Source organism: Rhizobium leucaenae USDA 9039 (assembly GCF_000426285.1).
In the GTDB taxonomy this organism is placed as follows: Bacteria; Pseudomonadota; Alphaproteobacteria; order Rhizobiales; family Rhizobiaceae; genus Rhizobium; species Rhizobium leucaenae.
On the sequence record NZ_AUFB01000005.1, the window covers coordinates 349,350 to 362,014 of the forward strand.

At 61.1% G+C, this 12,665-nt stretch carries 11 protein-coding genes; 4 read left to right on the forward strand and 7 right to left on the reverse strand.

From position 1 onward, the window contains the following. Positions 1 to 22 precede the first annotated feature (22 nt). The 4 genes from K290_RS0110755 to K290_RS0110770 all read right to left on the reverse strand — a co-directional run bounded on the left by K290_RS0110755 (position 23) and on the right by K290_RS0110770 (position 6,257). Positions 23 to 2,407, reverse strand: coding sequence for a hypothetical protein (locus tag K290_RS0110755; protein WP_028751934.1), 2,385 nt, complete (start codon positions 2,405 to 2,407; stop codon positions 23 to 25). Positions 2,408 to 2,468: 61 nt separating this feature from the next. Further along, the gene (locus K290_RS0110760; RefSeq protein WP_028751935.1) at positions 2,469 to 3,764 is read right to left on the reverse strand and encodes an adenylosuccinate synthase; all 1,296 of its coding nucleotides are present in this window, start codon (positions 3,762 to 3,764) and stop codon (positions 2,469 to 2,471) included. Between the two features lie 229 nt (positions 3,765 to 3,993). Continuing rightward, on the reverse strand, positions 3,994 to 4,848 hold the full coding sequence (locus K290_RS0110765; RefSeq protein WP_028751936.1) for a GNAT family N-acetyltransferase: 855 nt from the start codon (positions 4,846 to 4,848) through the stop codon (positions 3,994 to 3,996). A 107-nt stretch (positions 4,849 to 4,955) separates the two neighbouring features. Next, a complete protein-coding gene (locus tag K290_RS0110770) occupies positions 4,956 to 6,257 on the reverse strand; it encodes an amidohydrolase family protein (protein WP_028751937.1) in 1,302 nt (433 codons plus the stop codon). A 241-nt stretch (positions 6,258 to 6,498) separates the two neighbouring features. On the opposite strand from K290_RS0110770, the gene K290_RS0110775 reads away from it, so the two are divergent. Genes K290_RS0110775 through K290_RS0110785 form a run of 3 tightly spaced genes read left to right on the forward strand, consistent with a single transcriptional unit; the run spans position 6,499 to position 9,682 of the window. Continuing rightward, the gene (locus K290_RS0110775) at positions 6,499 to 7,821 is read left to right on the forward strand and encodes a UDP-glucose dehydrogenase family protein (protein WP_028751938.1); all 1,323 of its coding nucleotides are present in this window, start codon (positions 6,499 to 6,501) and stop codon (positions 7,819 to 7,821) included. Positions 7,822 to 7,835: 14 nt separating this feature from the next. After that, positions 7,836 to 8,840, forward strand: coding sequence for an NAD-dependent epimerase (locus tag K290_RS0110780; protein ID WP_028751939.1), 1,005 nt, complete (start codon positions 7,836 to 7,838; stop codon positions 8,838 to 8,840). Positions 8,841 to 8,890: 50 nt separating this feature from the next. Continuing rightward, positions 8,891 to 9,682 (forward strand): alpha/beta fold hydrolase, encoded by a 792-nt coding sequence (locus K290_RS0110785; RefSeq protein WP_028751940.1) that lies wholly within the window; start codon positions 8,891 to 8,893, stop codon positions 9,680 to 9,682. Here the strand turns inward: K290_RS0110785 and K290_RS0110790 are convergent. After that, positions 9,658 to 10,197: a flavin reductase gene (locus K290_RS0110790; RefSeq protein WP_028751941.1), complete on the reverse strand. Its 540-nt coding sequence runs from the start codon at positions 10,195 to 10,197 to the stop codon at positions 9,658 to 9,660. The two genes, K290_RS0110785 and K290_RS0110790, sit on opposite strands and share 25 nt — an antisense overlap. A gap of 271 nt (positions 10,198 to 10,468) precedes the next feature. Continuing rightward, complete coding sequence (locus K290_RS0110795; protein WP_028751942.1) at positions 10,469 to 11,365, reverse strand: DMT family transporter; 897 nt, start codon at positions 11,363 to 11,365, stop codon at positions 10,469 to 10,471. Between the two features lie 212 nt (positions 11,366 to 11,577). Here K290_RS0110795 and K290_RS0110800 point away from each other — a divergent pair, with 212 nt between their 5' ends. Continuing rightward, positions 11,578 to 12,015, forward strand: a complete 438-nt coding sequence (locus K290_RS0110800) for a hypothetical protein (RefSeq protein WP_028751943.1) — start codon at positions 11,578 to 11,580, stop codon at positions 12,013 to 12,015. 31 nt (positions 12,016 to 12,046) lie between these two features. Here the strand turns inward: K290_RS0110800 and K290_RS0110805 are convergent, their stop codons facing one another. Then, positions 12,047 to 12,664 carry an alpha/beta hydrolase gene (locus K290_RS0110805; RefSeq protein ID WP_028751944.1) on the reverse strand — a complete coding sequence of 206 codons (618 nt, stop codon included), beginning with the start codon at positions 12,662 to 12,664 and terminating at the stop codon, positions 12,047 to 12,049. Position 12,665 lies beyond the last annotated feature (1 nt).

The window sequence follows — 12,665 nt, forward strand, 5'->3', positions numbered from 1 at the left end:
ATTCCGGCGATTTGAAACCGCTTTACTGACCGCTCGAAGCGACACCGCCAAGCGCCTGCCATTCGGCGATCGCCTTGTTGAACGCATCGGTGCCGCTCGGTCCCTTCTCCATGGTCAGCAAGGCGCGACGGCCGTTGCGGTAGACGACGGGAATGTCCATCCAGTTGCGGGTTTTCAGGAGATCGAGATTGGTCTTGCGTGCATCCGGAAAATCGTTGAGCGCGACCATATAGACGTCGTCGGTTACTTTGGCCGGCACGGCGATCAGAGCGTCGCCGCGATCCTGCTCGGTCGACTTGAGCGCAATGCGCTGCACGCTGTCGATGGCGCCACCTTCGAAATTCGGGGGAACCTGGAAGGCAAGTTCAATCAAATGGCTTGCCGGCAATGAGGCATCGCTGTTGCGCGTCACCGTGATCGTCGCCGTCAGCCCGCGCTCAGGCACATTGATGACGCCCTGGACGGAAGGTTCCGGCCGGCCATCGTCACCCTTGCCTTCCTGCAAAGACCAGGTGACCGTGCCTTCGAAAGCCGTCGGAGACGTCTGACCGAGACGCTCCTCATAGAGGAACACCTTCTGCCCATCCGTTACCGGCGCCGTCTGCTGTTGGCTGGCCGGCGGCTGCTGGGTGGCAGGCGCTTGCTGGGCAGGAGTGGATGCCTGCTGATCGGCTGAGGGCGGCGTTGCGGTCGGCGCGGTCGCGGCGGGCGCCTGCGCGGCATTGGCGTTATTGGCGGGCGTCGTTGCCGGCCTTGCCGGAGCAGCAGCGGCTACATTCTGCTCGGCAACGGACTTGCCTTCGGCGACGCCCGGTTGCCCACCCGCTGCCGGGCCCTTATCCTCTTCCGTGCCGTTCGCCAGCAAGCGCTGCGTGAACTTGGTGTTGACCGTATTTGGGTCGTTGTCGAGCGAGGCGACGTTGGTGTTGCCCGCTGCCGGCGGCTGTGCGGTGGCATTGTTGTTTTCCGCAGGCGCGGTCGCGCCCGGCGTCGAAGCAGCAGGTACATTCGTAGCTGGAGCGGCCGCATTATTGTTCTTGGCCGTCTCGGTGGCGGGAGCAGGCGCCGTGCCGGTCGCCGTCTTCGGCGCCGAACTGATCAGGTCGGCGACCATTTTGTTGAGCGCTTCACGGTTTACCCAGGCGGCATAGGCGCCGCCGGCGACGATCGCGAGACCGACGAGCGTCAGGACAATACCGGTCGCGCTAAAGCGGCGGCGCTTCGGCTCCATGCGGAAGCTCTTGCCCTGCAGCTTCGATGCCATGGTCCGGTTGGGATCCGGCGGAATAGTGGAACCGCCGCCGCGCTCACCCTCGGCGAATTTGTCGAAGCCGGCAAGCTCCTTGAGTTCGCGCCAGCCATCGTCGGAAACATCGTTCTTCGGCGTTGCCTTGGGCGAAGAATGCACATCGGCGAACAGATCGACATCGTCAAAGGCGTTGTCCGGCATCTGCCGAGCGGGCTGCGCCGGCTTGGCGGCTGGCGCCGGCACCGATTGCAGCTCCTCGAAAACATCCGCATCCCAGGCAAAAGCCTTGTCGCCTGCCGGTGCTTTCGCCGTGGCGGGCTGCTCCACCGGATGGCCGAAGACAGCCGGCGCAAAGGCGGCCGCGGGCATGACGGCTGCCGCCACCGGCTCGGGTTGAGCCAGCTTTGCAGGCGCATCGACCTCGGCCCAGATCTCCTCGACCTGGCTCATGACGTCATCGGCAGGCGCCTGATGGGCTGCATGCGTCTGCGGAGCCACATGCACAGGCTCGGCGGCAACCGCCGGCACCTCCTCCGCATAATGCTCCGGTTCTTCCCTATGGGCCTGTTCCTGGACAGGCTCCTCATAGGGCTCAGGGTGATAAACAGCCGCAGGCGCTTGCTCCTGCGGCGCATCGACCCATTCTTCTACCGGCTGATGCTCGTCTGCGGCCTGGTGCTCAGCATGCACGGGCTCCTCATAGACAGGCTCCTCGTACGCAGGCTCCTGGTGGACGGGCTCCTGATGGATTGGTTCTTCTTGGACCTGCTCTTCGTGCGGCGGTTCGTAAGCGGCAGGCTCTTCATAGGCGTCAGCCTCCGCAGGAGCCGGCTCCGGTTCCTCGACAGGGTGTTCTTGCGCGACATGATGCTCTTCGGCAGGCTCATGTTGCGGCTCCTCCTGCACCAAAGGCACTTCCGCGACGGGCTCTTCCGCCAGCGGCAATGCCTCCGCATGTTCGGCTTCCACCTCGACGATCGCGGCTTCCAGCTTGTCGAGCTGACGGCGCAGCATCTCCTCCGGCGGCCGCGGCTTCATGCTCTCAAGCTGGCGCTGAACGGCACCACGAGCCCGCTCGTAAACCTTGACCCGCATCTCGGGAGTGTTATCGGCCAGGCCGTCCACGGCCCGGCGAATGACTGCTACAAAATCCGCCATCAGTACTTTCTCATGATGCCCGGCCCGTGGCCGAACCGGGATTCGTCATTGACCCGCGACATTAGCCCTCAAACGGATCGGTCACAAGTATAGTGTCTTCGCGCTCCGGGCTGGTCGAAAGCAGCGCCACAGGCGCGCCGATCAGCTCTTCTACCTGCCGGACATACTTGATCGCCTGCGCCGGCAAATCGGCCCATTTGCGCGCGCCGACAGTCGATTCTTTCCAGCCTTCGAGCGTAATGTAGATCGGCTCGACTCGGGTCTGCGCCGCTTGGCTCGCCGGCAGGTAATCGATCTCCTTGCCGTCCAGTTTGTAGCCGATGCAGATCTTCAGCTCGTCGAGACCGTCGAGCACGTCAAGCTTGGTCAGCGCGATGCCTGTAATGCCGGAGGTCTTTACGGTCTGGCGAACCAGCACTGCATCGAACCAGCCGCAGCGGCGCGGACGACCGGTGTTGACGCCGACCTCGCGGCCAACCGTCGCCAAATGCCGGCCGATCTCGTCATGCAGTTCGCACGGGAACGGTCCTTCGCCGACGCGCGTCGTGTAGGCCTTAGTGATGCCGAGCACATAGCCGAGCGCCGTCGGTCCGAGGCCGGAACCGGCGGCTGCCTGGCCGGCGACCGTGTTGGACGACGTCACGAACGGATAGGTGCCGTGGTCATTGTCCAACAATGCGCCCTGCGCACCTTCGAAAAGGATGCGGGCGCCAGCCTTGCGCTGCTCGTCGAGCAACCGCCAGACCTGATCGATATAGGGGAGAATATGCTCTGCAACAGAGGTAAGCTCGCTATGCAGCGCATCGAAGGAGATTTCATCGAGGCCCATGCCGCGGCGCAGCGCGTTATGATGGGTCAGCAACCGGTCGATCTTGACCGGCAGCGTTTCCGGCTCGGCGAGATCGACAACGCGAATGGCACGGCGGCCAACCTTGTCTTCATAGGCCGGGCCGATGCCGCGGCGGGTCGTGCCGATCTTCGTGCCGCTGTTGGAGGCCGCATCTTCGCGCAGAGCATCAAGATCACGATGCAGCGATAGAATCAGCGGAGCGTTTTCGGCGATGCGCAGCACGTCGGGCGTCACTGCAATGCCCTGGGCGCGCAGCTTTTCGACTTCCGCGACGAAATGATGGGGATCGACGACGACGCCATTGCCGATGACGCTCAGTTTGCCACGGACGAGCCCCGAAGGCAGCAGCGCGAGCTTATAGCTGACACCGTCGACAACCAGCGTATGACCGGCATTGTGCCCGCCCTGAAAGCGCACAATCACATCGGCACGTTCCGAAAGCCAGTCGACAATCTTGCCCTTGCCTTCGTCACCCCATTGCGAACCGATCACAACTACGTTCGTCATTTCTCCATTCCCGCTTCCTGCGCGCAAAGGCGCGCCTTGCTCAAACCCGCGCATCTATAAAACTTTGTTTTTGGGAAAGCGACCCTGTTGTCTCAGGAGATTCGGCTTTTTACGTGACGAATCAGCGCGCCCAACAGGATTTTTCCAATCGGGCGCGTTCACGTGCCAAATATGGCGCTCGGCCAGGCGGGGAAATTAGCTCGCTCACTCTACGCGAAAGGAAACGGAGTTAGCCGAGTTCAAGCGTGGTTACGGCAAAAACCCTGTCGAGTGGCATTTTGGGCGCTGCACCACGATACATGCGTGCTGTTTCGAACACCGGCGACAGCCCGAAAGCTTCGGCAAGCTCTATCGCTTCCGTGTTGTCTGCGGGCACGTCCAAATATACCGGCCGGCCCTTTGCCTCGGGCGCCAGCTTGGCCAGCAAAGCCGACGCCACATCGGGGCTGTTTGCAAACAGCGGACCGACCTTGTACCCCTCGAAACAGCGCCGGATCGTGCCATAGCCGCGAATCTTGCTTCCGCTGCCGACCATGACGGATTTTCTTTTTTCCGGCGCGCCGCACCAGGCCGTGAGGAAGGAATAACGCAGCCCTGGAAAGATGGCGGCATCATACCTCAGCAAACCTTCGAGCTTGTCCTGCGTGACCGGACCGACGTCCGCACTCGCCTCGGCTACATCAGGCATTTTCGGGATGCCGCCATAGCGCAGGGTGCGATAGGCCGTTTCAAAGCCACGGAGACGGTAATTTTCCTGCTCGGCCACGACGCCATCAAGACCGATCGTACGATTGCCCGCGAATGCCATGCCCTTCTTCCACAGCGCCTTGCCATAACCCTTGCCGCGAAATTCGGGGTGGACCATGTAGAGGCCGAGAAAGGCGAAGCTTTCGCCATAACGCACGACGGAAATGCAGCCGACCGGCACTTCGCCGATCGTACCCATAAAGAAGCCGGAAGGATCCGTCTCCCAAAAAGCAAGGGCGTCATCGACACCGGGATTCCATCCCTCTTGCCGCGCCCACTCGAGAGCGAGCTCCAATTCCCCAGCCCGCATTGTACGCACGGCAAAAGTTGACTTCATGCACCAGCCCTGAAACGCCCCTTGCGCACCGTCCCCGCCGGACCAATTGCGCCCAATTCATCTTGCTGCAATGCGATAGCAATCACAAGCAATATGCGATGATATGGCTAATAGGTTAAATTCTCGGTGGGCGCGTAGGCAGCCGGATCGACCGATTGCGGTCGGCCGTCGAGCGATAGTTTTGCGATCCGCGCCGGCGTCTCACTGACCACCTTGCCGCGCCTGATGACAAAGAGTCTTGCGGCACGCAACCGCACGGCTTCGATCGGATTTCGAGCCTGCAGCACGACGAGATCGCCATTACAGCCGACCTCCAGCCCGTAGCCATGGAGCCCCATCACTTTGGCCGAGTTGACAGTGACCGCGTCGAAACAGAACCGCATCGCTTCGCGTGACGTCAATTGCCCCACATGCAGTCCCATATGCGCTACATCCAGCATGTCGGCGCCGCCGAGCGAATACCACGGATCCATGCAGCAATCCTGGCCGAAGGCGATATTGATGCCGAATTCGCGCATCTCCTTGACCCGGGTCAGTCCGCGGCGCTTTGGATAGGTATCATGCCGCCCCTGCAAAACTATGTTGATCAGCGGATTGGGGATCGCGTGCACGCCTGCCTCGGCAATCAGTGGCAGGAGTTTGGAGGCATAGTAATTGTCCATCGAATGCATCGAGGTCAGGTGCGAGCCGGCCACCCTGCCCTGAAGCCCGAGCCTCACCGTCTCGGCAGCCAGGGTCTCGATGTGACGCGACAGTGGATCGTCGGTCTCGTCGCAATGCATGTCGACCATTAGACCGCGTTTTTCAGCGATCTCGCAGAGCGCACGCACGGAACGCGCGCCGTCCTCCATCGTCCGCTCGAAATGCGGAATGCCGCCGACGATATCGACGCCGAGATCGAGAGAGCGCTCCAGATTCGCTGCCGCCGCCGGCGAGCGGAAGTAGCCGTCCTGCGGGAAGGCCACAAGCTGCAGATCGAGATAGGGCGCGACCTTTCTCTTCACGTCCAGCAACGCTTCGACGGCAAGCAGCCGATCGTCGCAGATATCGACATGGGTCCGCACGGCGAGCAACCCTTGCGACACCGCAAGATCGCAATAGCGCAAAGCGCGCTCCGCCACCGCCTCATGCGTCAACAGCGGCTTCAACTCCCCCCATAGCGCGATGCCCTCCAGCAGCGTGCCCGACGTGTTCAGCCGCGGCAGGCCAAGCGACAGCGTCGCGTCCATGTGGAAATGGCAATCGATGAACGGCGGCGAAACCAGTTGCCCATCGGCATCGATCACGCGTTCCGCCTCCCCCTCCATGCCCGGCTGAACGGCCACGATCTTGCCGCCGGCAATAGCGATGTCCTGACCCTCGCGGCCATCGGGAAGGCCGGCATTGCGGACGATGAGATCGAGCACCATGGGGAATTGCCTTTGCGTTGGAAGGTCTATCCGGAATGTCTAGCATGCCCGGACGTGCAGACAAGCCGCTCGTCAGGGCCGAAACAAGCTGGCGAACGGCGCTGCGTATGACACTTCTGTTGCAACCGCTGGGATAAGCACCATCGCGTATAGGCGGCACCGGCGATCCTGTGTATAACCGCAGAAGACGGGGATCGCGTTCCGGCGCTGAACCCTGCGCTAGCAAAAGGATTGAAGTTTCATGCACATCACGATGATCGGTTCGGGTTATGTGGGTCTTGTGTCCGGCGTCTGCTTTGCCGACTTCGGTCATGACGTGATTTGCGTCGACAAGGACGCCGGCAAGATCGAGGCGTTGCGCCGGGGCGAAATCCCGATCTTCGAGCCCGGACTTGAACAATTGGTCGCCGACAATGTCCGCGCTGGCCGCCTCTCCTTCTCGATCGAGGTCGAAACCAGCGTTGCCAGAAGCGACGTCGTCTTCATCGCCGTCGGCACGCCGTCGCGCCGTGGGGACGGTCATGCCGATCTCTCCTATGTCTATGCCGCCGCCCGCGAGATCGCCCAGCACATCAAGGGCTTCACGGTCATCGTCACCAAATCGACCGTGCCGGTCGGCACCGGCGATGAAGTCGAGCGGATCATCCGCGAAACCAATCCGGATGCCGATGTCGCTGTCGTTTCCAATCCGGAATTCCTGCGCGAAGGCGCTGCGATTGAGGATTTCAAGCGCCCCGACCGCATCGTCATCGGCCTTAACGATGACCGCGCCCGTGGTGTCATGACCGAGGTCTATCGGCCGCTTTATCTCAACCAGGCGCCGCTGCTCTTCACAGCTCGCCGCACCTCGGAACTGATCAAATACGCAGCGAATGCCTTCCTTGCCATGAAGATCACCTTCATCAACGAGATGGCCGATCTCTGCGAAAAAGTCGGCGCCAATGTGCAGGAAGTCTCGCGCGGGATTGGCCTCGATGGCCGCATCGGCTCGAAATTCCTGCATGCTGGCCCAGGCTATGGCGGCTCCTGCTTTCCGAAGGATACGCTGGCGCTCGCCAAGACCGCGCAGGACTATGATAGCCCGGTGCGGCTGATCGAGACGACGATCTCGATCAACGACAACCGCAAGCGCGCCATGGGCCGCAAGGTGATCGCGGCCATGGGCGGCGATATCAGGGGCAAGAGCATCGCCGTGCTTGGCCTGACCTTCAAGCCGAACACTGACGACATGCGCGACAGCCCGGCGATCTCGATCATCCAGGCGCTGCAGGATGCCGGCGCCACGGTGACCGGCTACGATCCGGAAGGCATGGACAATGCCCACCAGCTCATCGACAACATCGCTTATGCCGACGATGCCTATAGCGCGGCGCGCGGCGCCGATGCGCTGGTCATCATTACGGAATGGAACCAGTTCCGCGCGCTCGACTTCGGCCGGCTGAAATCCGTTATGAAAGCCCCCGTTCTCGTGGACCTCAGAAACATTTATCGCCATGACGAGGTCACAAAGCACGGGTTTGCCTATACCAGTATCGGCAGACCCATGAACGGCGCCGAACTGTAAGCAAAGGCCGACGAATGCGTTATCTTATTACCGGAACCGCCGGGTTCATTGGGTTCCATCTCGCCAAGCGTCTGCTCGACGACGGGCATTTCGTCGTCGGCTTCGACGGCATGACGCCTTATTACGACGTCAGGCTCAAGGAAAAGCGCACCGCAATCCTCGCCCGCTCCAACGGGTTCAAGGCCGTCACCGGCATGCTGGAAGACAAGGCGGCACTCGATCATGCCGCTGAACTCGCGGAACCTGACGTCATCGTCCATCTCGCCGCCCAGGCGGGCGTCCGTTACAGCCTGGAAAATCCGCGCTCCTACGTGGATTCTAACGTCACCGGTTCGTTCAATGTGCTGGAGCTGGCGAAAAGCCTGCAGCCGAAGCACCTGCTCTTGGCCTCTACGTCATCGGTCTACGGCGCCAACGAGAAGATCCCCTTCGCGGAGAGCGACAAGGCCGACGAGCAGATGACGATCTATGCGGCGACGAAGAAGAGCATGGAGCTAATGGCGCACAGCTACGCCCATCTCTTTCGTATTCCGACCACCGCCTTCCGTTTCTTTACCGTCTACGGCCCCTGGGGCCGTCCCGACATGGCGCTGTTCAAATTCGTCGATGCCATCAGGAACGACCGGCCGATCGAGATCTATGGCGAAGGCAAGATGAGCCGCGATTTCACCTATATCGACGATCTCATCGAGGGCATCGTCCGGCTGATCGGCGTTGTGCCGTCGGAAGACAACCGCATCGTCTCGGAAACCATCGGCGACACCTTGTCGAAACACGCACCGTTCCGCGTCGTCAATATCGGCGGCGGCCAGCCGGTCGGGCTGATGAGCTTCGTCGAGACCATCGAAACGATGCTCGGCAAGAAGGCGATCCGGCATATGCTGCCGATGCAGCCCGGCGACGTGCACAATACCTATGCCGTTCCGGACCTGCTGGTGGCCTTGACGGGCTTCAAACCGCAAATCGAAGTCGAAGAAGGCGTGCGCCGCTTCGTCGAGTGGTATCAGGAAAACTATTGAGGCTTCGCCATACTCTGGCGTGAACCCCACCTTTTAGGCAGGCTGGAAAAATGGCAGAGATCGTCGAGGCAGAGCACTGGATAGAGAGCCCCGCCGGGCGCCTCTACGCCAAAACATGGGCGCCACACGATCCGAATTCCAAGCCGCCGATCATCCTGTTTCATGACTCTCTCGGATGCGTGGCGCTCTGGAGAGATTTCCCATCTTTGCTGGCCCATTCTCTCGGGCGACGTGTGATCGCCTACGACCGATTAGGCTTTGGCCGCTCCGATGCTCGCGCGGAAACTTTGGAGCGCGACTTCATTGCCTTGGAAACCGAACGTTTCGTACCCCTTCTCTGCGATCAATTGGCGGTTCGGGAATTTATCGCCTGCGGCCACAGCGTCGGCGGCGGCATGGCGGTGGAAACGGGAGCGAGGTTTGCCGGGTGCAAGGCCGTGATTACCATCGCCGCCCAGGCTTTCGTGGAAGATAGGACGCTGCAGGGCATCCGGACCGCACAACAGGAATTTGCGTCGGTCGAAACTATTGCCCGGCTTGCCAAATATCACGGCGACAAAGCTGATTGGGTGCTGCGTGCGTGGATCGAGACCTGGCTTGCTCCGGAATTCGCCGCATGGAATCTCGATGCAGCACTTGAGCAACTGCCTTGTCCGGTGATCGCCATTCACGGCGACCAGGATGAATATGGTTCGCTTGCCCACCCACATCGGATCGCGACAGGGCGCGGATCATTCCATATTCTTCCGAAGACAGGACATTCGCCACATCGCGAACGTCCAGCAGAGGTTATCAAGGTGATTGAGGACTTTCTGGCCTATTCGGCCAGTCCCGCCGGATGATAGGCCCGGTCGAAATAGATGAGCCCCTGCCCACCGTCGCGCTGACGAATGGCATCGACTTCGCACATGAGGATATCGTGCGTGCCGCCATTGGCGCGATGCACGACGCGGCAGTCGAACGAGACGAGCGCATCCTCTAACGCTGGCGAGCCGGTCGATAGTTCCGACCATTCGCCGGCGGCAAAACGCTCGGCGACCGGGGTCTTGCCGCCGAAGAGCCGCGACAGGTCCTGATGTCCCTCGGAAAGCACGTTGACACAGAGCACGCCATTTTCCGCAACGGCAGGGTGAACCGAAGCTGTGCGGTTGAGACAGACGAGCAGCGTCGGCGGACTGTCTGAGACACTGCAGACAGCCGTCGCGGCAAACCCAGCAAGCCCCGCCGGCCCATTGGTCGTCACGATACTGACGGCCGCCGCCATCCGCGCCATGGCATTGCGGAACTCGGATTTGACCGCATCGGGATTGGCGACAGGCACCGCCTTCTCGATCGCCACGGATGTTTTCATGTTCATTCCCATCATCCTCACCGTTTGCGCCGGACCCTGGCAAAACTAGTGGGTCGAGACGCTCGTCTCAAGCAACGATGTTTCTCAGAACCCACACCTGAAGAGCAAGAAGTTCTCTATAAAATCTATATACAAACAGAAAAACAATTCCCCATCGTTTCCTGCGTCTTCTTCCCCTCATACGCAAACGAAAGGCCGGATGCAGGTCTCATAGCGACCATTGGGTGCTCACAAAAAGGCAGCGGCACGGCCGCAAATCCGCCAGCCGGGCCGCCGTTCAGAGCGCTTGCGCCGGCTCTACCGCCCGGTTTCGCCTCACTTCCAGCAGAATATGGCCGAAGAGCGCAGCAAGTACGATCGGCCCGCCGATCAGCGTTGCCTGCGACGGCTCTTCGGCGAGGAATATCCAGACCCACAAAGGCGTCAGTGGCACTTCCAGCGATGTCAGCAGGCTGGCGTCGGCAGCCGGGATCAGCCGCGAACCGAAGGTGTAAAGGCTGAGACCCATGGCGTTCTGAATGAGACCGAAAGCAATAATCAGGCCGAGATCATGTCCCGATACTATCGTCGGCGAAGCGAACCAGAAGGTGATGAAGGAGCAGAGCCAGGCGGACAAGGCCATCGCCGGCAGCATCGGCACATCCCGATGCTGGCGCATCACGAACGCAAGACCGGCAACCGTCAACGTCATGACACCGGCCAGGACCTTGCCGAGCCAGCCACCGCTGCCGCCCGCCTCGCCGGAGAGCATGACGAGCACGCCGAGGAGTGCCACGGCGCTGGCGACGAGCGCCGCCATACTCGGGCGCTCCTTGATGAAGACATAGGCAACGCCGGCGGTAACGAAGGGCACTGTCGCATAGATCACCATCGCATCGGCGACCGAGGTGTAATAGATCGAGCCGATGCCGCTGATCATGGACGCGGTGGAAAACGCGGTCGCTGCCAGCGACGGCCAGCGCATCGAGCGAAGAATGTGCCAGGCCCTGCCGCGCTCCAAATACAAAAACAGCGCGAAGACACCGAGGCCGGAGACGATGCCGCGGCAAAAGAGGATGGTCATCAAATCTGCATGGATCAAGCGCACGAACAGACCGGACATCGACCACGCCAGCGCCGAAAACGCCACATAGATCACGCCCAGCCGATATTGCTGCTGCTCCGCCAGCGTCACGACGAATCCTCCCGAACCTTTTAGGCTTCGACTATTAGCGAGCACCGTGACAGCCGACAAGCGAAGCCTGCAGCGCAAGATGTCGCTGGCGCAAGAAGAGGTGTCGCGGTTGCAGGACAGCCACGCCTGTCGCGACCCCAAACCATCGGCTCATGCCTTGCAGATATTCCGAATGCCTTTAGGTTATCGAATATACGGCAGAGGGAGAATCAATGCAGCTATTGCTGGCAGGCCTGTTTGCATGCGGCTGCGTGAGCTTGGTCGATGCTCCATTGTGGCCGGCTGCGGCGAGCTACATCGACACGGCGATGGAATGCAGTCAAAGCAGCAATCCCGGCAATTGCCGCCATACGCGCGAAACATGGAAGACCGAATACGATGCTGCGACCGCCGGAAGCTACCAGAACCAGCGAAATGTCGCACTTTGCCTGAGCACCGGCTGCGACAACGCCGTCCAGCCTGACAAAATCCTTGGCTGCGCCTGGCGCATCGTCATCGTGAATTCGAGACACACGGAACTGGATAATACCGATACCGTGAATCTCAAGGATTTCTGCGGGTCCGCTTATATCGATCAAGCGGGACTGCGCGCAGCCGAAGTCCAGGCGAAGACAATGCTCGAGCTCATCGGGAACCGACCGGGCGCATAGCGGCTGGTAACCGCCACGCGCCCGATGTCATTCACACGTCTATATATGGCGCGAAGAAGCGCCGGATCGCCTCGATCTCATTCGGGCGGATATCATGGCCGCCTGGATGCCAATCGAGCGTCACCTCGGCGTTCTGCCGCGTGAAATAGTCCGCCAATGCCTTGGTCACTGGCGCCGGCGAGATCGGGTCGCGTTCGCCGGCGGTGATCAACACGCGGCCGCCGTCGAGCTTGGCGTTATCGCGCGGCTGGAACGGAATCAGCGGGTGCATCAGCACGGCGGCGTCGAAGAGATCGCCATGCTCGATCAGCACATTGGCAAGAATATTCGCGCCGTTGGAAAAGCCGAGGCCAAGCACCTGCGAGGCCCCGTGGTCGACGGCGAGGCTCTTGACATAGGCGGCCATCTTCTCCGTGGCGCGGGCAAGGTCGGCCATGTCGTAGACGCCCTCACCCGTGCGCCGGAAGAAGCGAGCCGCACCATATTCCGAAACGTCGCCGCGCGGCGAGACGATGGTCGCTTCCGGCAGCAGGCGGCTGCCGAAATCGAAGAACTGGTTCTCGTCACCGCCCGTGCCATGGAAGGTGAACAAAATAGGTTTGCCGGGTGCACCAGGCTTCACCCGGTGCACATAGGTCGTATCAGTCATG

Bases quoted from the DNA above. Each gene is read 5' to 3' on its own strand.
- K290_RS0110760 (WP_028751935.1), bottom strand. From the start codon at position 3,764: ATGACGAACGTAGTTGTGATCGGTTCGCAATGGGGTGACGAAGGCAAG.
- K290_RS0110780 (WP_028751939.1), top strand. From the start codon at position 7,836: ATGCGTTATCTTATTACCGGAACCGCCGGGTTCATTGGGTTCCATCTC.
- K290_RS0110755 (WP_028751934.1), bottom strand. From the start codon at position 2,407: ATGGCGGATTTTGTAGCAGTCATTCGCCGGGCCGTGGACGGCCTGGCC.
- K290_RS0110785 (WP_028751940.1), top strand. From the start codon at position 8,891: ATGGCAGAGATCGTCGAGGCAGAGCACTGGATAGAGAGCCCCGCCGGG.
- K290_RS0110790 (WP_028751941.1), bottom strand. From the start codon at position 10,197: ATGAACATGAAAACATCCGTGGCGATCGAGAAGGCGGTGCCTGTCGCC.
- K290_RS0110800 (WP_028751943.1), top strand. From the start codon at position 11,578: ATGCAGCTATTGCTGGCAGGCCTGTTTGCATGCGGCTGCGTGAGCTTG.
- K290_RS0110775 (WP_028751938.1), top strand. From the start codon at position 6,499: ATGCACATCACGATGATCGGTTCGGGTTATGTGGGTCTTGTGTCCGGC.
- K290_RS0110770 (WP_028751937.1), bottom strand. From the start codon at position 6,257: ATGGTGCTCGATCTCATCGTCCGCAATGCCGGCCTTCCCGATGGCCGC.
- K290_RS0110765 (WP_028751936.1), bottom strand. From the start codon at position 4,848: ATGAAGTCAACTTTTGCCGTGCGTACAATGCGGGCTGGGGAATTGGAG.
- K290_RS0110805 (WP_028751944.1), bottom strand. From the start codon at position 12,664: ATGACTGATACGACCTATGTGCACCGGGTGAAGCCTGGTGCACCCGGC.